This window comes from Methyloversatilis discipulorum, from assembly GCF_000385375.1.
In the GTDB taxonomy this organism is placed as follows: Bacteria; Pseudomonadota; Gammaproteobacteria; order Burkholderiales; family Rhodocyclaceae; genus Methyloversatilis; species Methyloversatilis discipulorum_A.
The window spans coordinates 3,518,520-3,539,892 of record NZ_ARVV01000001.1 but is presented as its reverse complement, the minus strand read 5'-3'; the positions used below and the strand labels follow the sequence as shown (position 1 = coordinate 3,539,892).

At 67.3% G+C, this 21,373-nt stretch carries 15 protein-coding genes; 9 read left to right on the top strand and 6 right to left on the bottom strand.

Going from position 1 to position 21,373, the window contains the following annotated elements; all coding sequences use genetic code 11:
• Positions 1 to 65: 65 nt before the first annotated feature.
• Genes METRZ18153_RS0116450 through rsmA form a run of 4 tightly spaced genes read left to right on the top strand, consistent with a single transcriptional unit; the run spans position 66 to position 6,101 of the window.
• Positions 66 to 2,975, top strand: coding sequence for an LPS assembly protein LptD (locus tag METRZ18153_RS0116450; RefSeq protein WP_232416071.1), 2,910 nt, complete (start codon positions 66 to 68; stop codon positions 2,973 to 2,975).
• Between the two features lie 12 nt (positions 2,976 to 2,987).
• On the top strand, positions 2,988 to 4,322 hold the full coding sequence (locus tag METRZ18153_RS0116445; RefSeq protein ID WP_020165769.1) for a peptidylprolyl isomerase: 1,335 nt from the start codon (positions 2,988 to 2,990) through the stop codon (positions 4,320 to 4,322).
• A gap of 7 nt (positions 4,323 to 4,329) precedes the next feature.
• Entirely contained in the window at positions 4,330 to 5,325 is a 996-nt protein-coding gene (pdxA, locus tag METRZ18153_RS0116440; protein WP_020165768.1) for a 4-hydroxythreonine-4-phosphate dehydrogenase PdxA, read from the top strand.
• Positions 5,325 to 6,101, top strand: coding sequence for a 16S rRNA (adenine(1518)-N(6)/adenine(1519)-N(6))-dimethyltransferase RsmA (gene rsmA, locus METRZ18153_RS0116435; RefSeq protein WP_020165767.1), 777 nt, complete (start codon positions 5,325 to 5,327; stop codon positions 6,099 to 6,101). Before pdxA ends, rsmA begins: the two co-directional genes overlap by 1 nt.
• 5 nt (positions 6,102 to 6,106) lie before the next feature.
• On the opposite strand, the gene METRZ18153_RS0116430 is transcribed toward rsmA, so the two are convergent.
• The gene (locus METRZ18153_RS0116430; protein WP_020165766.1) at positions 6,107 to 6,304 is read right to left on the bottom strand and encodes a YgaP family membrane protein; all 198 of its coding nucleotides are present in this window, start codon (positions 6,302 to 6,304) and stop codon (positions 6,107 to 6,109) included.
• Positions 6,305 to 6,480: 176 nt separating this feature from the next.
• Between METRZ18153_RS0116430 and METRZ18153_RS0116425 the strand changes: the two genes are divergently transcribed.
• The 4 genes from METRZ18153_RS0116425 to METRZ18153_RS21310 are packed head-to-tail and all read left to right on the top strand — an operon-like array spanning position 6,481 to position 14,202.
• A complete protein-coding gene (locus METRZ18153_RS0116425) occupies positions 6,481 to 8,103 on the top strand; it encodes a ShlB/FhaC/HecB family hemolysin secretion/activation protein (protein ID WP_020165765.1) in 1,623 nt (540 codons plus the stop codon).
• A gap of 21 nt (positions 8,104 to 8,124) precedes the next feature.
• Positions 8,125 to 8,853: a peptidylprolyl isomerase gene (locus tag METRZ18153_RS0116420; protein ID WP_020165764.1), complete on the top strand. Its 729-nt coding sequence runs from the start codon at positions 8,125 to 8,127 to the stop codon at positions 8,851 to 8,853.
• A gap of 14 nt (positions 8,854 to 8,867) precedes the next feature.
• Entirely contained in the window at positions 8,868 to 13,976 is a 5,109-nt protein-coding gene (locus tag METRZ18153_RS0116415) for a two-partner secretion domain-containing protein (protein ID WP_020165763.1), read from the top strand.
• A 19-nt stretch (positions 13,977 to 13,995) separates the two neighbouring features.
• On the top strand, positions 13,996 to 14,202 hold the full coding sequence (locus METRZ18153_RS21310) for a zf-TFIIB domain-containing protein (protein WP_081629108.1): 207 nt from the start codon (positions 13,996 to 13,998) through the stop codon (positions 14,200 to 14,202).
• Here METRZ18153_RS21310 and METRZ18153_RS0116410 read toward each other — a convergent pair.
• The 5 genes from METRZ18153_RS0116410 to METRZ18153_RS0116390 all read right to left on the bottom strand — a co-directional run bounded on the left by METRZ18153_RS0116410 (position 14,199) and on the right by METRZ18153_RS0116390 (position 19,154).
• Complete coding sequence (locus tag METRZ18153_RS0116410; protein WP_020165762.1) at positions 14,199 to 14,978, bottom strand: amidohydrolase family protein; 780 nt, start codon at positions 14,976 to 14,978, stop codon at positions 14,199 to 14,201. The genes METRZ18153_RS21310 and METRZ18153_RS0116410 overlap by 4 nt on opposite strands.
• 12 nt (positions 14,979 to 14,990) lie before the next feature.
• Positions 14,991 to 15,653, bottom strand: a complete 663-nt coding sequence (locus METRZ18153_RS0116405; protein ID WP_020165761.1) for a Crp/Fnr family transcriptional regulator — start codon at positions 15,651 to 15,653, stop codon at positions 14,991 to 14,993.
• The gene (gene xth, locus METRZ18153_RS0116400) at positions 15,650 to 16,408 is read right to left on the bottom strand and encodes an exodeoxyribonuclease III (RefSeq protein ID WP_020165760.1); all 759 of its coding nucleotides are present in this window, start codon (positions 16,406 to 16,408) and stop codon (positions 15,650 to 15,652) included. The genes METRZ18153_RS0116405 and xth overlap by 4 nt, the downstream gene beginning before the upstream one ends.
• Positions 16,409 to 16,510: 102 nt before the next feature.
• Positions 16,511 to 17,089 carry a DUF4124 domain-containing protein gene (locus tag METRZ18153_RS0116395; RefSeq protein WP_043364288.1) on the bottom strand — a complete coding sequence of 193 codons (579 nt, stop codon included), beginning with the start codon at positions 17,087 to 17,089 and terminating at the stop codon, positions 16,511 to 16,513.
• A gap of 10 nt (positions 17,090 to 17,099) precedes the next feature.
• Positions 17,100 to 19,154 carry a M3 family metallopeptidase gene (locus METRZ18153_RS0116390; RefSeq protein WP_029143833.1) on the bottom strand — a complete coding sequence of 685 codons (2,055 nt, stop codon included), beginning with the start codon at positions 19,152 to 19,154 and terminating at the stop codon, positions 17,100 to 17,102.
• Between the two features lie 172 nt (positions 19,155 to 19,326).
• Here METRZ18153_RS0116390 and METRZ18153_RS0116385 point away from each other — a divergent pair, with 172 nt between their 5' ends.
• Entirely contained in the window at positions 19,327 to 21,372 is a 2,046-nt protein-coding gene (locus METRZ18153_RS0116385) for a TonB-dependent receptor plug domain-containing protein (RefSeq protein WP_232416070.1), read from the top strand.
• Position 21,373: the final 1 nt, after the last annotated feature.

Genomic DNA, 21,373 nt, shown 5'->3' with positions numbered 1-21,373 from the left:
TCCGTCGCCCGGGCGCGAAAGCCGGAGTTCAACCCGCGATCAGCCCGCTTCCAGCCCTCTCATTCGTGCTCAGGCGTTCCGTCATTCTCTATCTGGCCTGGATGGCCTGCGGCGCGCAGGCGGCCGATGCACTTCCTTCGCTGAAGGTCGATCCGTCCCTGGTGCCGCCGTCACAGCGGCCGGCCAAGACGGGCGCCGCCAAGCCCGCCGCGGCGTCGAAGCAGCCTGCCGCGACCGGCGGCGCTGCGGCGCCGGCAGAGACGCCGGCGGCTGCTTCGGGCGTGGAAGTGTTTCCGGTGGCGACGCCGGGACAGCCGGCAGCAGAGGCACCGGTTGCCGTCGAGTCGGCGCCGGCTCCTGCTCCCGCCTCGACTTCGACCCCCGCTTCAGTTCCGGCCCCAGCGCTGAAGGCCGCGCCAGCGTCTGTCAGGCAGGCGGCACCGGCCGTTTCGCCTGCCGCGCCGGCGACGACGTCGAATGCCCGCAACCTGCCGCCGCTGAAGGTTGACCGTTCACTGGTCAAGGCGCCGCCCGGTGGGCGTGCAGTGCCGCCGACGGCTCAGGCCGCGCTCGACGAGGCGCCGCCCTACCGCAACGTGACGACGGCGCGCAACATGCCGCCGCTCAAGGTCGACAGATCGCTGATGGGCACACCACCGGTGGCGCGTCGGCGTGTGCCGGCCGGTCAGACCGGCGAGACCGTCATCGCCGGTACGCCGGCCGCGCAGGAAGCGGACGTCACCGGCGCGCTGCCGCCGCAGGTTCCGGAGGACGACGAGACGCGCATGCTCAAGGGCGCGATCACGCTGTCGGAGTATGTCGAGCGTCACCCCGAGTCGCGCGCGACGCTGATCGCCGCCGACCAGCTGGATGGCACCACCGACGCCGTGATGCGCGCCGAAGGCGCTGCCGAACTGCGCCGCGCGACCACCTCGCTGACCGCCGATTCCATCGTCTATGAGCCGCCGACCGACGAACTGCGGGCGCAGGGCAATGTGCGCCTGGTGCGCGGCGAGGACGTGGTCGAGGGCCCGTCACTCCGTTACCAGTTGACGCGCAGCGAAGGCGTGTTCGACAAGCCGCGCTACACCGTGCGGCGCAATCTGCAGACCGGCGAGAACCTGCGCACCACCACCGGCCGCGGTGAGGCCGACGTGATGGAGTTTCTCGGCGAGAACCGCATCCGCATGGAGAACGCGACCTACTCGACCTGTGGCCCGGAGAATCAGGATTGGTACGCGCAGGTCGATACGCTCAATCTCGATTTCGAGTCGGAAGAGGGCGAGGGCCGCAACGGCAAGATCATCTTCAAGGGTGTGCCGGTCCTGTATTCGCCCTGGCTGGATTTCTCGCTGAACAATCGCCGCAAGTCCGGTTTCCTGACGCCCACCTTCGGCGTGACCAACCGTACCGGTATCGATCTGCTGCTGCCGTACTACTGGAATATCGCGCCGAACATGGATGCGACCATAGGCCTGCGCGTGCTCGGTACGCGTGGCCTGATGTTAAGCAGCGAGTTCCGCTACCTGCAGGAAGACTACGCCGGCAAGATACGACTCGATTACCTGCCGAGCGATCGCCTGGCAGAGCGCGATCGCTACGCCTTCAGCATGCAGCACGCGCATCAGTTCAACGAACGCCTGACCGGCTCGCTGAACATCAACTCGGTATCGGATCGCAATTACTACACCGACCTGGGTTCGCGCCTGGCCATCACGTCGATAAGCTATCTGCCGCGCGAGGGCTCGCTGTCGTATGCAGGCGACTGGTGGACCTTGAGTGCCAAGGCGTCCGAGTACCAGTCGCTGGCCAACCGGCCCGACATCTACCGCCAGATGCCATCGGTCACGTTCAATGCGCTGCGTTCCGATCTGCCGGGCGGGCTGGTGTTCAGCACGCTGGCCAACTACACCGATTTCCGCATCGACGACGTGACGCGCGACCAGGGGCGCCGTGCCGTCGTCTATCCGCAGCTGTCGCTGCCGATGCGCAACTCCTACATGTTCATCACGCCCAAGGTCGGCGTGCATCTGAGCAATTACGATCTCGACCGCGGAACGGCGAACGCCGCGCAGTCGACCTCGCTCTCGCGTTCGATCCCGATCTTCAGTCTCGACGCCGGCACCGTCTTCGAGCGCGATTCCGACCTGTTCGGTCAGGGTTTCATACAGACCTTCGAACCGCGCATGTACTACGTGCTGTCGACCTACAAGGACCAGTCGAAATACCCGGTGTTCGACAGTGCGCTGGCCGACTTCAACTTCGCGCAGATCTTCTCGGAGAACGTTTTCGTCGGTCAGGACCGCATCGCCGACAGCAATCAGGTCACGACGGCCGCGATCTCGCGCTTCATCGATCCGGTCAATGGCTCGGAGCGTGCCCGCCTCGCGCTGGGGCAGCGCTTCTACTTCAGCGACCAGCTGGTCACCCTGCCCGGCGGCACCCCACGTACCGAGCGCGTCGCCAGTACGCTGGCGGCGGTGTCCGGCGAGTTGTTGCCGAAGACCTGGGTCGATGCGGCCGTGCAGTACAACACCGACCTTTCGCAGACCGAGCGCTACAACCTGACCATGCGCTGGAATCCGCGTGAGGCGCAGGTGCTGAATGCGTCCTACCGTTTCCGCCGCGCCTCGACCACGGTAGGAGACGTGCGCGATCTGGACCTGTCGGCGCAGTGGCCGCTGACCAACCGCTGGTACGCCGTGGCGCGCCACAACTACTCGATTGCCGAGCGCCGTCTGGTCGAAGGCCTCGCGGGTTTCGAATACAACGGTGGCTGCTGGGTGGGCCGCGTCGTGTTCCAGCGTATCGCCACCAATGTGCAACGTACCCGCACCGCGCTGTTCTTCCAGCTCGAGCTCAACGATTTCTCGCGCATCGGCTCCAACCCGCTCGATGCACTCAAGCGCAGCATTCCCGGCTACGGCCAGATCAACCAGAGTGCCGCCGACCCGATTTTCGGCGACGATTTCTGACGGACTTATCCAATGCTGAACAAACTGATTCCGGCCTGCCTGCTGGCCGTTCTGGGCCTCTTCGGTGCAGCGGTCGCACAGGCTCAGCCGAACGGACAGGCCGAGCCCTCCGACGTGGTCGAGGTCGATCGCATCGTCGCCGTGGTCAATAGCGACGCGATCACCCTGTTCGAACTGCGTTCGCGTACCGAACAGGCCATCGCCCAGCTGCGCGGACGAAACGTGACACCGCCGCCGCGCGAGGACTTCGAACGCCAGGTGCTGGAGCGGATGATTTACGAGAAGGTGCAGCTGCAGCACGCGGAAGAGACGCAGATGCGCATCGACGACCGCATGCTCGAAGCCGCGCTCGGGCGCATTGCCGAGAGCAACAACATGAACGCGACGCAGCTGCGTTCTGCGGTCGAGCGCGACGGCATCCCGTGGCCGCGCTTCCGCGAGGACATCCGCAAGGAAATCATCCTCAGCCGCCTGCGTGACCGCGAGGTCGAAAGCCGCGTCGTGGTGACCGAGGGCGAGATCGACAACTATCTCGCCAACCCGGAACGCAAGGCCGACCAGCGCGAGGAATTCAATGTGTCGCACATCCTGCTGCGCGTACCCGAAGGGGCCAGCCCGGAGACGCTGATGCGGCTGAAGGCACGTGCCGACGCGGCGATGGAACAGCTGGCCAAGGGCGAGGATTTCGCGCGCGTCGCGGCTTCCTATTCGGATGCGCCGGACGCACTGTCGGGCGGCAGCCTGGGCTGGCGTCCGCTCGACCGTCTGCCGCAGCTGTTCGCCGACATGCTGCCCAATCTGAAGCCGGGGCAGGTGAGCGAGGTGATGCGCAGCCCGGCCGGCTTTCACATCATGAAGCTGGTGGACAAGCGCGGCGGTGCCGGCGCCAGCGATGCCCGCGTCAGTCAGACGCGCGCCCGTCACATCCTGATCAAAACCTCGGAAGTGGTGAATGACGCCGAGGCGCGCCGCCGCCTGACCGGCATCAAGGAACGCCTGGACAACGGCGGCGATTTCGAGGAACTGGCGCGCTCCAACTCGCAGGATCTGTCCGCCGCCAAGGGCGGCGACCTCGGCTGGCTCTACCCGGGCGACACGGTGCCGGAGTTCGAGAAGGTGATGAATGCGCTCGAACCGGGCAAGGTGAGCGAACCGGTGCAGTCGCCTTTCGGCTGGCATCTGATCCAGGTGGTCGAACGCCGGGTCGAGGACGTATCGACCGAACGTCAGCGTGCCGCCGCGCGCCTCGCGCTGCGCGAGCGCAAGGCGGAAGAGGTGTATCAGGACTGGGTGCGTCAGCTGCGCGACCGCGCTTACGTCGAAATCCGTCTGAACGACGAGCGATGAGACCGCGGTGAACCGTCCCCGCATCGCAGTCACCAGCGGCGAACCGGCAGGCGTCGGCCCCGAACTGTGCGCGGCCCTGAGCGGCCGACGCTTCGCCGCCCGGCTGGTGGTGCTCGGCGATGCAGGCCTGATTGCAGAACGCGCACAGGCGGCCGGTCTAGAGGTGCAACTGCGCGCGTATGACCCGGCAAGCGACGCCGACGACGGCGCGCTCGAAGTGCTGCACAGTCCGCTGGCCGTGCCCTCGGCGGCTGGACGGCTCGACGTCGCCAACGCCCGCTACGTGCTGTCCTTGCTCGACCGCGCCCGCGACGGCTGCGTCAGCGGCGAGTTCGCCGCCATGGTCACCGCGCCGCTGCACAAGGGCGTCATCAACGACGCCGGCGTGCCCTTCTCCGGTCACACCGAATACCTGGCCGACAGCACCGGCACGCCGCGCGTCGTCATGATGCTGGCCGGCCGCACCGGCGCGAACGCCGACGGCCCCTGGCTGCGCGTCGCGCTCGCCACCACGCACCTGCCGCTGTCCGCCGTGCCAGCCGCCATCACCCGCGAATCGCTGACGCAGACGCTGCGCATCCTCGACGCCGACCTGCGTACGCGCTTCGATATCGCCCGACCGCACATCGTTGTCGCCGGCCTGAATCCGCACGCCGGCGAGGGCGGTCACATGGGGCGCGAGGAGATCGACGTGATCGCGCCGGTGCTCGACACGCTGCGCGCCGAAGGCATGGACCTCGAAGGCCCGCTGCCGGCCGACACGCTGTTCGTGCCGCGCCACCTGGACGGCGCCGACGCCGTGCTTGCGATGTTCCACGACCAGGGCCTGCCGGTGCTGAAGTACGCGACCTTCGGCCACGGCATCAACATCACGCTCGGTCTGCCCATCATCCGCACCTCGGTCGATCACGGTACCGCGCTCGACCTGGCCGGCAGCGGCCGCGCCGATGCCGGCAGTCTGATCGAGGCGGTGGAGGCGGCCATTGCGATGAGCCGGCACTGATGGAACAGCACCGCGCCCGCAAACGCTTCGGCCAGAACTTCCTGGTCGACGGCAACATCATCCGCAAGATCGTCGCGGCCATCGATCCGAAACCCGGTCAGGTGATGGTAGAGATCGGCCCGGGGCTGGGCGCGATGACGCGGCCGGTGACTGAGCGGATCGATCGCCTGCACGTCGTCGAGATCGACCGCGATCTCGCGCAGCGTCTGCGCGAGGGCGATCTGGCGTCGAAGCTCGAAATACACGAAACCGACGCGCTGAAGTTCGACTTCGGCGCGCTTGGCGACGACGTGCGGGTGATCGGCAATCTGCCGTACAACATTTCCAGCCCGCTGCTGTTCCACCTCGCCGAGCACGCCGAACACGTGCGCGACATGACCTTCATGCTGCAGAAGGAAGTGGTCGATCGCATCGTTGCCGCGCCGGACTCCGACGAGTACGGCCGGCTGTCGGTCATGCTGCAGTACCGCTTCGAATGTGCCCACCTGTTCGACGTGCCGCCGGGCGCCTTCCGGCCGGCGCCCAAGGTGATGTCGGCCATCGTGCATCTGCGTCCGCGCCCGGTCGAAGAGCTGACCGCACGCGATCCGCTGCTGATGTCGGCCATCGTCAAGGCCGCCTTCGGACAGCGCCGCAAGACGCTGCGCAACACGCTGCGCGAGCACCTCGATACGGCGGACTGGGACGCGCTGGGCATCGACCCGTCACGCCGCGGCGAAACCCTCGAAGTCGCTGACTACGTGCGAATCGCCAACCACTGCGCCGAGCGCCGCTGAACTCCTCAGGCGTCCTTGCGGATGCCGCAGGTGCTGATGCCCAGCAGCGGATAGACCGGGCAGAAATTGAACAGCCCGGTCAGCAACGGCACCACGCCGATATAGCCCCACACGCCTATCTGGCCCATCGCCGCCAGCGCGATCAGCGCGGCGCCGACGACGATGCGCAGGATCTTGTCGATGCCGCCCACATTGCTTTTCATGATCGTTCTCCCGAGTAGGTAAGGTGTAACGCCATGCTCCGCGCGGAGCCATCCGCCTTCAGTGACCCAGGTTACACAGCGTGCGCAGGGTCGCTGCAGCTGTCCGGCCAGCGCTGTTGACATCTGAAAATGACATATGGATAGTGGCGCGATCGTCGTGAACGAGGTCGTCAGACATGTCGCTCGCCCGCTGCATCGTGTGCTGCATCCTTGCGCTGCTCGGCACGCTCCAGGTGCATGCGCGGGAGCCAGCCGAGCGCCTGCTCGACGAACAGCGTCAGGCCGCGGAGCGCTCGCGACTGGAACGCGACGCACTGCCACCTGCGGACGCACCCGCTCCGGCGCTGCACGTGCGGCCCGACTCGGTCGTCGAGGACGGCGTCGTGATCGAGCGGCCATCGATAGAGATCGACGCCGCAGGCCTGTTGCCGGCGCATGTGCTGGCCTCGCTGACCGACGAGTTCTCCGCTGTGCCGCTCGGCGTACGCCGCATCGCGCTGCTGCTTCGCCGCTTGGACGCCCGGCTGGTCGAAGCAGGCTGGATCACCAGCCGGTCGCGTCTGGCCACCCTCGACCCTGCGCGAAATCTGCTCCGTATCGAAGTCGTGCCCGGTCGTGTCGAGGTCATCCGCTCGACCGATGCGCCACCGTCGGCGGTCGCGCGGGCCTTTCCGCTGGCTCCCGGTGATGTACTGACGCAGGAGGCGCTCGAACAGGGCGTACAGCAGATCAACCGGCTGCGCATGGTGCAGGCTCAGGTGCGTGTGCTGCCCGGCGCACAGGACGGCCGCAGCGTGATCGATCTCGCGCTGCGGCCCGGGCAGAGCACCTCGGTCTCCATCGGCGCGGACAATCTGGGCACGCGGTCGACCGGAACCGGCCGCGCCCGCGTCGGCCTGCGCTTCGGCAATCGCCTCGGACTGTTCGAGGACATCCAGCTCATGCATCTGCGCAGCGCCCACAGTGAGGCCCTGCTGGCGTCGCTGTCGGTGCCCGATGGCTTCAATACCTGGTCGGCGACGCTGTCCGGCTCCAGTTCGGACAGCACGCTTGCCGGGCTGTCCTTCGACAGCTCAGCACGGACTGCCGTCATCGGCTGGAACCGCGTGCTCACCCTCGATGCAGAGCGACGCGACGCGCTCGATCTGAGCGTCCAGCGCACGCGCATCGCACGCACGCTCGGACCGGTCGAACTCGACACCCGCCGCAGCACCGTGGCGCGTCTTGCGTGGAGCCGGACCGGGCGCTTCGGCCACGTCCAGTACTTCGTCGAACCTTCGCTGTCGGTCGGGCTGCGGTCCTTCGGCGCCGAGGTCGATGCTGAGCGACTGCCAGCCAGTCACACCCACTACCAGTTCGCCAAGTGGTCGCTGGCCGCTGCGGCCGTGGCGAGGGACGACGGCGGGCGCATCGAATTCGCGTCGCAACTGACGCTACAGCGCACCGGCGTCAGCCTGCCCGGCGCAGAACAGCTGCTGCTCGGAGGGCTGAACACGGTGCGCGGCTTCGACGAGGCAGCGGTGGCCGGCGATACCGGCTACCTGCTGCGCTGCGAAGTGCGCTTCCCGGGTGTTTTCGGCCGCGACACTCGGGTGGCCACACCGTTCGTCCATTTCGATCAGGGCGCGACGCGGCTGATCGAAGGGGCGCGCATGACGCTGGCGGGCGCCGGAGCCGGTGTGCGCGGCAGCACCCCGGACTTCGTATGGGAAGCCGTCATCAGCACGCCGCTACGGCGCCCCGAGGCGCTTCCCGACAGTGGCTGGACCATTCGCTTTGCCCTCGGCTATGCCATCTGACGGACACGCACGGAGCACACGATGACCCCGTTTCGAGCCCTCGTCTGCGCCACGCTGCTGGCATTCGCGGTAGCTGTGTCCGCCGCCAGTCCGCCGGACCAACGCACGGCCGCGGCCGCCGCCACGCAGACCCTCGCGCTCGACCTGCTGTGGCGGCGCGCGCTGGCAGCCGGTTTCGACGATGGTACCGGCGCTTCCGACCCAGACCGTAGGCAGGCGGCGATCGACGCCTACGTCGGCAGCCGCATCCGGCCCGTCGAGCCGAGCGAACAGGCGCTGCAGGCGCGCTATCGCGATCTGATCGGGAGGACGGGGCCGCAGGAGTACCGCATCAGGCTGCTGCAGAGCGATGACGCCGCGGCGGTGAGGCGGGCGCACGAGCGTGCGAAGGCCGGCGTTCCGTTCGCGCAGCTTGCCGGCGAACTGTCGCGCGTGCCGTCGGCCGCGCGCGGCGGCGAACTGGGCTGGATCGGCTTCGCCTCGCCGCCGACCGTCGGGCATACGAACGGTCTGCCGCTGGAGATTGCCCGGGTGCTCCCGCATCTCGCGCCCGGAGAAGTGAGCGAGCCACTGGCGCTGGCCGACAGCTGGGCCCTCGTGCTGCTCGAAGCGGTGCGCGATACGCAGCGGCCGTCCTTCGAAAGCGCGCGCGAAACGCTGCGCGCGCTCTTCCTGCGCGAATCGGCGCTGGCGCAGGCGCGCGCACTGGGCGACGAGATCCTCCACGAAGCCATGGGCTCGCGACCGTGAGACAGGAGGCCTCCATGCGCTCGATCCGTCGCCACCTTGCGGCATCGATGTCCGTCGTCATGCTGATGGCTTCGCTGCCCGTGCGTGCCGACCTGACGCCGGACGCGACGGCCGCCGCGCATCAGCAGGCGCGCGTCGGAACGGTCGGGGGCGTGTCAGTCGTCGACATCGTGGCCGCCGATGCGCGCGGCACATCGCACAACCGCTGGTCGGCCTTCGATGTACCTGCACGTGGGCTGGTGCTGAACAATGCACCGACGGGAGCCAGTTCAGCATTGGTCGGATCGGTGCCGGCCAACACGAATCTTGGTGGTGCGGCAGCAAGCCTCATCGTCAACGAGGTGACTGGCAATCGACCAAGCGCGCTGCTGGGGCACATCGAAGTGGCCGGACAAGCGGCGCGTCTGGTCATCGCCAATCCGAACGGCATCAGCTGTGACGGCTGCGGCTTCGTCGGCACGCCGCACGTGCAGCTGACGACCGGTCGGCCGGTCTGGGCAGACGGCGCACTGCATTTCGACGTGACCGGTGGCCGCATCGACATCGGTGCCAGCGGGCTGGCCGCGCTGGCGGCGCGCATAGACCTGGTCGCGCAGACCGTGCGCACGCGTGGCGAGCTGCGCACGACCGGCGACGCACGGCTGTTTGCAGGCCGGGCCGTGGTCGATAGCACGTCGCTGGTCCCGGACGACCTCGCGGCGTATCCGCAGGGCAGCGATGATTTCATCGCCATCGACATCGGCCAGACCGTCAGCGCCGGCAGCATCCAGCTGATAGCGATGGGCGAGAACATCGGCGTGCGCACCTCTGCGCCGCTGCTCGCGGCCGCCGACATCCTGATCGCGTCGCGCCAGACCGTGCTGCTCGACGCCGCGGTAAGCGCGGGGAGAGACGTCGAGTTCTACAACATCGGCGCCATGGACTCCGCGCTGTCCGCGTCGGTCGAGGCTGGCCGCCATCTGCACTTCGTCGGCACCGGTCTCGATCTCGCGGCGGCCGCGAGCATGAGCGCGGGTGGCGACATCGGTCTGGGCTTCGTCGGCGACAACTCTGACGGCTGGACGGCGCTGCGCAACGCCGGGCGCATCGAGGCCGGCGGCGCGCTGTCGATGTCCGGTCTCGGCATGGGCCTGAACACGGGTGTCATCCGCTCGGGCGGCACGATGAACGCAGCCGCGGCGACAGTGCGCGTGCCCGATCATCAGCGCCATCTGACGGGCGCTCATTCCAGTCGCGCGATCGATGACGAGCGGGCGCCAGTGCGGATGCTCAACGCCGGCACGATGTCGGCCGGACTTGATCTGTTCGTGAACGCGGCCGACAACGAGGGCGGCTCGCTGGTCGCAGCGCGTGACCTGTTCCTGTGGCAGGAGCCGCAGCAGTCCGCTGCGTCCGGTAACGCATCGGCCGGGCGCGACCTCTTTCTGTTTGCGCCGGTTCCTGACGAACATGAGCCGCCGCAGGTGAGTGGCCGGCTGTTCCGCGCCGCCAGTGATCTTTACCTGCTCGACGCGCCGGACATCCTGAGCGGCCACGACACGCTGCGCACGCAACTGCTCGCAGGCACGGCAACCACGAACGGGTCGGGCACCGACGACTATGTCAATCGCGACACGCTGGCGGCCGGCCGGGATCTGCAGGTGCTGCTCGACGCGCGCTTCGCCAACGCGTCGGTGATCGAAGCGGGCCGCGATCTGACCATCGTAGCGAAAGAGGTCAGCAACGAAACACGGGTCGACAGCCGCCGTGTCGAGGTCGCTTACGAATACTTCGACGGCTGCCGAACCGAGTATGCCGGCGTCTGCAGCGCCGATATCGAACAGCCGGCGGCGCCAGCGACCATGGTGGCCGGACGCGACCTGACAGTCAGCGCGCAGCGTTTCGTCAATCGCGGTGCGCGCGTGCTCGCTGGCGGACGCATCGATATCACGGCGCCCGACTTCCTGAACGAAGACAGGCGCTACGGCGCGGCCTGGTCCTCGCGCTACTCGCTGATCGATCCGGACACCCAGTTCGGCGACGACGGCAGCTGCGGCGACGTCGCCACCGACGTCTGTCTCGACCCGATCGACTGGATGCGCAGCGCATCCGGCAGCGTCGAGCTGGGCGTGCTGCCGGGCATCATCCAGGCAGGGGCGGACTTTTCGGTCGGCCAGCCTCCGGATGGCGCCGCCGGCGGCACACCGGGTGGAGGCTCGCCTCCGCCGCCTGCCCCGGTCCCGTCGGCTGACCGTTCAGCTCTCTTGCTGGCTTCGCTCGCCCGGCTGATCGACCAGGGGCCGGGCAGCCTGGGCAACGTTCCGGCGGCGCTGTCCTCCTTCGTCAATACCGGCAGCATCCACGCCGGCAGCATGGCGGTACGCGCCGACCACATCCGCAATGGCTTCGACGTGGTCGCGGACTACTACCACCGCACCGCCGAACTGTCGCTGCCGCCGGCCGCCATCGACGTCGCCGCCTACGGTGCCCACGGCGGTCTTGCCGTGCCGCCGGGCGATTACAGCGGCGCCGCACTGATGCGTCTGCTGCCGGCGAACCTCGCCAGCAGCGCACCGTTCGCGCTGACCCCCGAAGAGGAGGCGGCGGCGCTGCGCAACGCGCTGCTCGCGACTACGCACCGTGGCTGGATATTGCCCGGGCTGAGCTGGGACCCGCTGACCGGGCAATCGCCCGAGGCCCAGCAGCGCACGCTGCTGGCGGCCAACGGCTATGCGTTCGCCGTCGAGCACGGCATTCCGATGGGGGCGGCGCTCGGCGAGGCGCAGCAGTCGCTGCTGAGATCGCCCATCCTCTGGTACGTCGAGCGCGATGGCGCACTGCGCCCGTGGATCTATCTGCCGGAGGACTGGCAATCTCAGCTTGCGGTGATTCCGGGCGGTCTGCTCGATGCTGACGTCGGCATCGTCATCGTCGGCAGCACGGTCGACAACACCGGCTTCGTGCTGTCGGACGGAACGCTGTCGGTGACCGCCGACGAACTGCTGAACCGCAAGCGCTCGGCCTATTACTACGAGGAATTCAAGGTCGACGGCGGCACGCTGATCGTCGAAGGCAGCCAGGTCCAGGCCGGCGGTTTCATGCAGGCCGCGCACTGGGCACTCGATGTCGATCGCATCCAGTCGCTGTCCGGCGAGTTCCGTCTGCTCGGCGACAGCGCCGAAGAGACCCAGCTGCGCAGCGCGGCGTTCGAGGCGCAACTGATCGATGAACTGGGCAGCCGTTTCGTGCGCGACGTGGCGCGCGACGACCTGCACTACCGCTTCGAGAAGGACTTCGGCTTCAGCGACGTGATGGGCCTGGCGACCAGCTTCCTGGTCGCCTCGATGATAGGCATGGACGTATCGACCTTCATCGGCAGCTTCGCGTCGCCCGGTTCGGCTTTCGCGGCGGCCTCGTCGGCGGGTGCGGCCGGTTTCGGCAACACCGTGGCCAGCGCCTTCGTGACGCAGACGATCTCGTCGTCGGTCGGCCAGATGGTGGCCAGCGGTCGTCTCGACATCGGCAACGCACTGAACAGCGGCCTCGCTGCCGGCCTCAGTGCCGGATCCGCACAGTGGACCGGCACGACCTTCAACGATCCCCTCGAGCGCTTCGCCGCCCGGGCGCTGACCTCCGGCCTGATCGGCGAGGTGACCGGCAGCAGCTTCGAAGCTGCGCTGCTCTACTCGGCCGTCAATCAGGCCTCCGCCCTGGGCGCAGGCCGGATCGGCGACGGCGTGTTCGGCGAGCACGGCAGCGTCGGCCACCTGCTCGCGCACGGCGCACTGGGCGCGATGGCCGAGGCAGCGCGTGGCGGTGACCCGATGGCAGGTGCCATCGGCGCGATGACCGCAGTACTGGTCGAACGGCCGATCGATGCCAGCCTGGGGCTGAGCGGCAGCCCCGGCGGCGACGCCCTGCTGACCGCTCTCAGCATGATGGCCGGCGGAGCCGCCGCTGAAGGTGTGGGCGGTAATGCGGTGTCGGGTGCGCTGGCGGCGCAGAACGTCACGCTGTTCAACTATCTGACCCACGCTGAATCACAGGCGCTGGAGCGCCTTAGGCAGAAGTGCTCGATCGCCAGCCGCTGCACGGACGCTGACCGCATGGAAATGCGGCGGCTGGGCACGCTCGACCGCAACCGCGACGAAGCCCTGTCGACGGCCTGCTCGGCTCCGTCGAGCACGGCGTGTCAGGCAGCCTATCTCGACCTGGCGCGCGCTGTCGCGAGCTACCAGGAGCGGCGTATCGAGCCCGGTTCCGTTACCGATCGGGAGCTTGCGAGCATCCAGGCGCTGGAGACGATGTACCGCATGCGCATGACCCATGCGATGGTCTACAACGTCGTCGATGGCGCTGCACAGTCCGTCGCCACGGGACTCGCCGGGACGATCGAGCTTGGCACCCTGCTGATACGCGCGCCCGTCGATCCCGCCGCCCGGGACGCGCTGGCGCAGCTGGCAGTTGCTACCGGACAGTTTCTTCAGTCGCCGATCGATACGATCGAACAAGGGATCAAGGCACAGCTTGACGAGGCAGCGCGACTGGAGGCAGCCGGGGAGATCGACGCAGCGCAGCGGATGCGTGCAGCTCTATTCACTGATGGAGCGCTCACCGTTGTCGGCGGTGGAACGCTTATAACGAGGGCATGGAAGCATGGCGTTAGATCTCCGCCAAGTGAGACTCCACGAGTGCCTTTGGATGCGGGCGCAGGACAACTACCAGATCGACAGGGCGCGTCGCAGTTGGATTCTCAGGTTCCCCCGACTAGTGAGGGGCGTGCGACAGATAATCCATCAAGCACTATTAGGCTCGAATTCGACCGTGTGTCCCGAACGTGGACGACACCAGCCGGCCTTGAATACGGGCAGGGGTCCGTACATGGCAATAGAATTAAGCATGTTCTCGATCACGCGGTGCCAAATCCCGGCAAGACTACGCATAGCGTATTCAATGTTCGGCGAGAGGAAGTATTGGGGCTGGTGGATGAAGCATGGGTTAATCGAAGCACGCCGCTTCCGAATGATCCGGGCGCATATGTCATCCCTATGGGACGCGTTGTGGGAACTGCAGGCGAGAAGAGCATCAAAATTATCGTTCGTCCGGGAACCAATAAAATCATCACCGCTTACCCGGTCCGGTGAATGAAACGGGGGTTGAACGATGTTGTGTCCTCGGTGTGGGCAAGGCAATGTAGTTGATGCACAGATACGAAGAACGGGTCTTCTCGTATATGTGTGTCAAGAGTGTGAGGCGACCTGGTTCTCCAGGAGAGACATTGGTAGGAAGCCTTTTGTGGATTTTGGAACCTATATGGAAAGTGTTGGGCTCCAACCTGTGTGGACTGAACTGACGGTGCTCGCCAGTTAGTCGGAGCTTGTCCGAAAGAACGTCATTGCATTGTCGCGAAGTGCCCTCCCTTCGTATCCGTCAATCCGAGCCACAAGCAGGTTGATGTCCTCGGCGCGAAACACCCTGGGCGCCCGCGTACACGGCAAATCCGTCCCGAACATCAGCGCTTCCGGATTCACCGCATCGATCCGGCGCAGTGCCTCTGCAACGTCGAAGTCACAGCGTCCGAATCCCGTCGCCTTCACCTTGATGCCGCGCTCGACCAGCCACAGCAGGTCGTCGAAACCTTCGGCGGTGAGGCCGAGGTGATCGATGGACACTTTCGGCAGGCGCGCGAGCAGGGCGCGCAGGCCGGCGAGGTGGCGGTTGGCGACGTAGAGTTCGACGTGCCAGCCGCACAGTTCATGCACGCGCAGCGCCATGTGTTCGAGCTGGGATACGTCTTCCGAGCCGCCGCGCTGCAGGTTGAAGCGAATGGCGCGCACGCCCTTTGAATCGAGATCGAGGATGACGTCGTCCGGCGTGTCGGCCGGCAGTTGTGTCACGCCGACGAAGCCGGGGCCGAGGCGGGCGAGGGCGTCGAGCAGGTAGGTCTGGTCGAAGCCCTGGAAGCTGCCGGACACGACGGCGCCGCCGGTGATGCCCAGCGGCCTGGCGCGGGCGAGGTAGTCATCTACGGTGAAGTAATCCGGCGTGTAGCCCTGGTTCGGGATCAGCGGGAAACCGGGTGCGATGATGTGCAGGTGGGCGTCGAACAGGCCGCCCTCCACGTCCGGCAGAGCGGTGCTGTTCATAGCGGTGCCGTCCTACTTGCGTTCGGCGGCCAGCGCGCGCAGGCCGGCCGGGTCGAGGATGTCGATCTGGTTGCGGCCGAGCGCGACCAGGCCCTGTTCGGCGAAGCTCTTCAGCAGTCGGCTGACGATTTCGCGCACGCTGCCCAGTTCGTCGGCGAGCTGCTGGTGCGTGGTGTGCAGGGTCTGACCGTGGCCGAGCAGCAGCGCGGCCAGGCGCTGGTCGAGACGCTGGAAGGCGATCGCTTCGACCAGCTGCATCAGCTCGGCGACGCGTTCGGCGAACAGGCCGAATACGAAGTGGCGGAAGGCGGGCTCCGACAGCAGACGGTCGAACAGCGAAGTCGGCAGCACCAGCAGCCGGGCCGGCGTTTCGGCGACCGCGTGGGCGTTGTAGTCGATGTGGCCGAGCAGGCAGGCGCTCGATATGACGCAGGTCTCTCCGGCATGCACGCGGTACAGCGGCAGCTCGCGGCCGTTGGCCGAGGATTTCGCCACCTTCACCTGGCCTTCGAGCACGAAGGGGAAACCGCCGCAGGGCTGGTGCTCGTCGAAGATGCGGGTGCCGGCCGGCACCTCCATCGCGCGGCCTTCCCTCTCGATCAACGCGCGTGCTTCCGGCGACAGGCCGGCGAGCAGCGGATAGATCGCGGTCAGTGCGTCGGTGTGTCCGTTCATGACAGCGTGGCGATGACCGGTGCGTGATCGGACGGCCGCTCCAGCTTGCGCGGCGCCTTGTCGACGACGCAGGCGGTGCAGCGTGCGGCCAGCGGCGCCGACAGCAGGATGTGGTCGATGCGCAGGCCGAAGTTGCGGCGGAAGGCGCCGGCGCGGTAGTCCCACCACGACCAGGTCTTCTCCGGCTGCTCGAACAAGCGGAAGGCGTCGGTCAGACCGAGTGCGACCAGGCCGGCGAAGGCGGCGCGTTCCGGCGGTGATACGTGGATTTCATCCTTCCAGTCCGGGTGGGCGTCGCGCGGCTCGGGCGCGATGTTGTAGTCGCCGAGCAGCGCCAGCTGCGGGTGGCGGGTGAGTTCGTCGCGCAGCCAGTCGGTCAGCGCGACCAGCCAGCGCATCTTGTACTCGAACTTTTCCGAGCCGACCGCCTGGCCGTTCGGGAAATAGGTGCACACGATGCGCACGCCATCGACCGTCGCGGCGATGACGCGCTTCTGTTCGTCGTCGAAGCCGGGGATGCCGATCTGCACGTCCTCGGCCGGCCGCTTCGACAGGATGGCCACGCCGTTATAGGTCTTCTGGCCGCTGATGGCGCTGTGATAGCCGGCCGCCTCGAGTTCGGCGCGCGGGTAGTTGGCGTCTTCGGTCTTGGTTTCCTGCAGGCACACCACGTCCGGCTGTTCGGCAGCGAGCCAGTCGGTCAGGTGGGGCAGGCGGACTTTCAGCGAATTGACGTTCCAGCAGGCAATCTTCATCGGTATCGGTGTCGCGGGCAGACGGTGAGCGGGCGGGGCCCGCGGGGCCGCCGCATTGTCCCATCTGCGCCGGAGACTGAACAGTTGCGCCCGGCGGGCCCTTCAACGCGGCACGGGCGGCTCCGGGATCTGGCTATCGTCATCCGCGGTGGCGCCTGCCGGAGCTTCCGGCGCGGCCGCGGCCGGTTTTGGCGGTCGCGGCTTTGCACTGCCCCTGGCCGGGTAGCCGGCGCGATCCAGCAAGCGGGTCCAGGCGTCGGCGCTGAAGCCCATCAGCTGGTCGGCGCCGGCGGCGATGGCCGGCACGCGGGCTTCCTTCACCTTGAAGCGTGTGGCGAAGGCCTGCTTCTGCTCTTCGGTGGTGATGCGCTGTTCGCTGTAGGCGATGCCGCGGCTCTTCAGCAGCGCCTGCGCAGACTCGCACAGCTTGTCGCACTCGTTGCCGAGCCAGACGGTGACCGGCGCGTTCTTCATCGCCTCGCGTTCGGCATAGCTCGGCCCCTGTTCGACCACGCTGGGCTGCAGCTTCTTCTCGGTCGCCGCGCGCGCGTCGGCCGGCGGCGGTGTGTCCGAGTAGTGGGTGCGGCCCTGGGCGTCCTTCCACTTGTAGGTCTGGGCCAGAACCGGCGCGGCGCACACGGCGCCGGCGAGGGTCACGCAGAGCAGTCTGCGCAGCGTCATCATCTTCTCCTCAGGCCGCGGCCACCATGCCGCTGTGACGCAGCAGCGCGTCGGGTTTGGGTTCGCGGCCGCGGAAGGCCTTGAACGATTCCAGTGCCGGGCGCGAACCGCCGACGGCGAGGATTTCGTCCCAGAAGCGGCGGCCGGTGGCGGTGTCGAGCACGGTGCCGGCGGCGCCGCGCGCCTCCTCGAACGCTTCGAAGGCGTCGGCCGACAGCACTTCCGCCCACTTGTAGCTGTAGTAACCGGCCGCATAGCCGCCGGCGAAGATGTGGCTGAAGCTGTTGGCGAAGCGGTTCCACTCGGGCGGGCGCACCACGGCCACTTCGTCGCGCACTTCGCCGAGCAGCTGCAGCAGGGTCTTGTCGCCGCCGGGTACGAAGTCGTGGTGCAGGCGCAGGTCGAACAGCGAGAACTCGATCTGGCGCAGCGTCTGCATGCCGCTCTGGAAGTTCTTGGCGGCGATCATCTTGTCGTAAAGCGCGCGCGGCAGCGGCTCGCCGCTATCGACGTGGGCGGTCATGCCGGACAGCACGTCCCACTCCCAGCAGAAGTTCTCCATGAACTGGCTGGGCAGTTCGACCGCGTCCCACTCGACGCCGTGGATGCCGGATACCGGCAGGTCGTCCACTCGCGTAAGCAGGTGGTGCAGGCCGTGGCCGCTTTCGTGGAACAGCGTGATCACGTCGTCATGGGTGAAGGTGGCCGGCTTGCCACCGACCGGCGACGGGAAGTTGCAGTTCAGGTAGGCGACCGGCGTCTGCACGCCGCCGCTGACCGCGCGACGGGTGATCGCCTCGTCCATCCAGGCGCCGCCGCGCTTGGTGTCGCGCGCGTACAGGTCGAGGTAGAACTGGCCGACCAGTTCGCCACCGGCGCGCTCGATGCGGAAGAAACGCACGTCCGGGTGCCACACCGGCGCAGTGTCCGGCTTGATGGTGACGCCATAGAGCCCTTCGACCACGCGGAACAGGCCTTCGAGCACCTTGTGCTCGGGGAAGTACTGCTTCACCTCCTGTTCGGAGAAGTCGTAGCGCTGTACGCGCAGCTTTTCCGACACCCAGGTCATGTCCCAGGGCTGCAGTTCGTCGAGACCGAATTCGTTGCGGGCGAAGGCGCGCAGTTCGTCGAGGTCGCGCTGCGCGTGCGGCCGGGCGCGGCCGGCGAGGTCGCGCAGGAAGTCCATCACCTGTTCCGGCGTGTCCGCCATCTTCGGCACCAGCGACAGTTCGGCGAAGCTGGCGAAGCCCAGCATCTTCGATTCCTCGGCACGCAGCGCCAGGATGCGGGCGATCAGCGGCGTGTTGTCGCGCTCGGCTTCGCCGAACTCGGAGGCACGGGTGGCGTAGGCGCGGTACATGCGGGCGCGCAGGTCGCGGTTGTCCGCGTACTGCATGACTGGCAGGTAGGACGGCATGTGCAGCGTGAACTTCCAGCCGTCGCGCTCGTCGCGCTGGGCGGCTTCGCGCGCCGCCTCGATGCTGTCTTCCGGCAGACCGGCCAGCAGCGCTTCGTCGGTGACGTACTCGGCGAAGGCATTGGTCGCGTCGAGCAGGTTCTCGCTGAACTTCGCCGACAGCGCGGCCAGTTCTTCCTGGATTTCCTTGAAGCGCGGCTTCTGGTCCTCGGCCAGTTCGGCGCCGGACAGCCGGAAATCGCGCACCTCGTTGTCGAGGATGCGCTGGCGCGCCGGCGACAGCGTCGCGTATTCGGCGGATTCGCGCAGCGCTTTGTACTTGGCGAACAGCGCGAGGTTCTGGCCGAGCGCGCTGTAGAAGCGGGTGATGTCGGGCAGTGTCGCGTTGTAGGCCTCGCGCCACGCCGGCACGTCATTGACGCCGTGCAGATGACCGACGATGCCCCAGGCGCGGTTCACCTGCTCGCCCATGTCGGTGATCGGCGCTGCAAAGCTGTCCCAGGTGGGGGGCTCGGCGCGCGCAGTCAGGTCGTCGATCAGCGCCTGATAGCGCTTGAGCAGTTCGCCGATGGCCGGTGCGACGTGTTCGGGCTGCACCGCATCGAAGCGGGGCAGGGCGGAAAAATCGAGCAATGGATTCGTGGTCATGGTGTGCGGACTGTTCGGTACGGGTTGACACGTGCGGCGGTCGCGCGCGGATTTCAATGGGGATTCTAGCCCGCTCTGCGCGCCGCTCACTCAAGTTGGGCATTTCCATGCCGAAAGCAGATGCAGAATAAAGCCGCGTCTGGAGACGGGGCCGCAAACATAAGCCCGAGCCATGAAAAGACATCGTCCGACGCGAGTTGATTCCCTGCGCGTGCGCGCCTGCGCGCTGGCACTCTGCTGCGCGTCGTCGGTGGCTGCCGCAGATGACGAGAGCGCCGACCTGGCCGGGCTCGCGCTGGAAGACCTGCTGCAGATCAAGGTCACCACCGCCGCCCGCAAGCCGCAGTCGCTGCGCAGCACGCCAGCGGCGGTGTTCGTCATTTCGCGCGAGGACATCGAGCGTTCCGGTGCGGCATCGGTGCCGGAGGCACTGCAGATGGCCCCGGGCGTGCAGGTCGGGCGCATTTCTTCCGGCAGCTGGGCGATTTCGCTGCGCGGGGCCAACAGCCGCTTCGCCGACAAGCTGCAGGTGCTGGTCGACGGCCGCAGTGTCTATACGCCGCTGTTCTCCGGCACCGTGTGGGAAGACCGCGAACTGATGCTGGAGGACGTCGAACGCATCGAAGTGGTGCGTGGGCCGGGCGGTGCGCTGTGGGGCAGCAACGCAATGAATGGCGTGATCAACATCATCACCCGCCGCGCGCAGGACACGCAGGGCACGCTGGTCAGCGCCGCAGCGGGGACGGAACAGCGTGGCTGGCTTGCCGTGCGTCACGGTTTCAGCGTTGGCGACAGTCACAGCGGACGCATCTGGGCCAAGCGCCGCGTGAGCGACGCCAGCGACCGGCCGGATGGTTCGGCCGGCTACGACGACGGACGCAACACCGCCGGCGGTGTGCTCTGGGAAAGCCGGCTCGGCGGCGGCCATACCTTCACGCTGCAGGCCGGGGCGAGCAGCACGCGGCATGGCGAGGAACTCGATCTGACGCGCTATACCTTCGGCGGTGCACCGATACCCGGCCGTTTCGATTCGCAGGAGAACCATCTGCTGATGCGTTATGCCGGCATCGCCGACAGCGGTGCCGACTACTCGCTGCAGGCGTCCTACGCGCATTCGAGCTTTGCCGTCGACAACGCGGTCGGCCCGATCGACGACGCGCGGAATACGCTGGACATCGACTTCCAGCGGCGCGAGCCGCGGGGCGGTCGTCATGACGTGATCTGGGGCGCCAGCTACCGCCATACCTCGGACCAGCTGAACGTGCAGCTGATCGGCGGCTTCATCCAGCCGCCGAGCCGCAGCACTACCTGGACCAGCGTATTCGTGCAGGACGACATCACGCTGCTGCCGGAGCGTCTGCACCTGGTGCTCGGCGCCCGTGTCGAGGAAAGCAATCTGGACAAGCCGGAAGTGCAACCGACCGCACGCCTGATGTTCACGCCGGACGGCCCGCACAGCTTCTGGGCGGCGGCGTCGCGTACCACGCGGCAGCCGTCGCGTGCGCTGCGCGACTTCAACGCCGAACTCGGCCCCTTCCCGCAGCCGCCGCTGGCCGGCGGCTTCCGCATACGCAGCGCCGGTGGGGGCCACGACATGCGCAGCGAAACCGCCACCTCGCTGGAGCTGGGTTACCGCTACCGCAGCGGCCCGCTGACCGTGGATGTCGCCGCGTTCGCGACGCGCTACCGTCATCAGGCCGAGTACGTCAATGTGTTCAATGGCGTGGTCGCGATGCCGGATCCCACCCTGCTGGCCGAGTTCGAAGTGCGCGCCAGCGACGACAGCCGCGCGCACGGTCTCGAACTGGCGGCGGACTATCGCCCGGTCACCGACTGGTCGCTGCACGGCGCCTACACCTACACCGACTCGACGGCGCTGGACCGCACCTTTCGCGCCGACATTCCGCTGACCAACTTCTTCATCTACTCGGCCGATGCGCGACACCGCCTGTCGCTGCGTTCGCTGTGGAACCTGACGCCGCGACTGAAGTTCGATGCCTGGCTGCGCCACAGCAGTCGGGTCGAACCGGCGGGCATTCCGTCGTTCTCCGATCTCGACCTGCGTCTGGCGTGGACGCCGCGCAGCGGGCTCGAACTGTCGCTGGTCGGACAGAACCTGCTGCACGCGCGTCGCGTGCACTACGCGGCGGACACGCTGCCGTCCTCTTCACTGGCGATTGAACGCGGCGCCTATGTGAAGGCGGTCTGGTCCTTCTGAC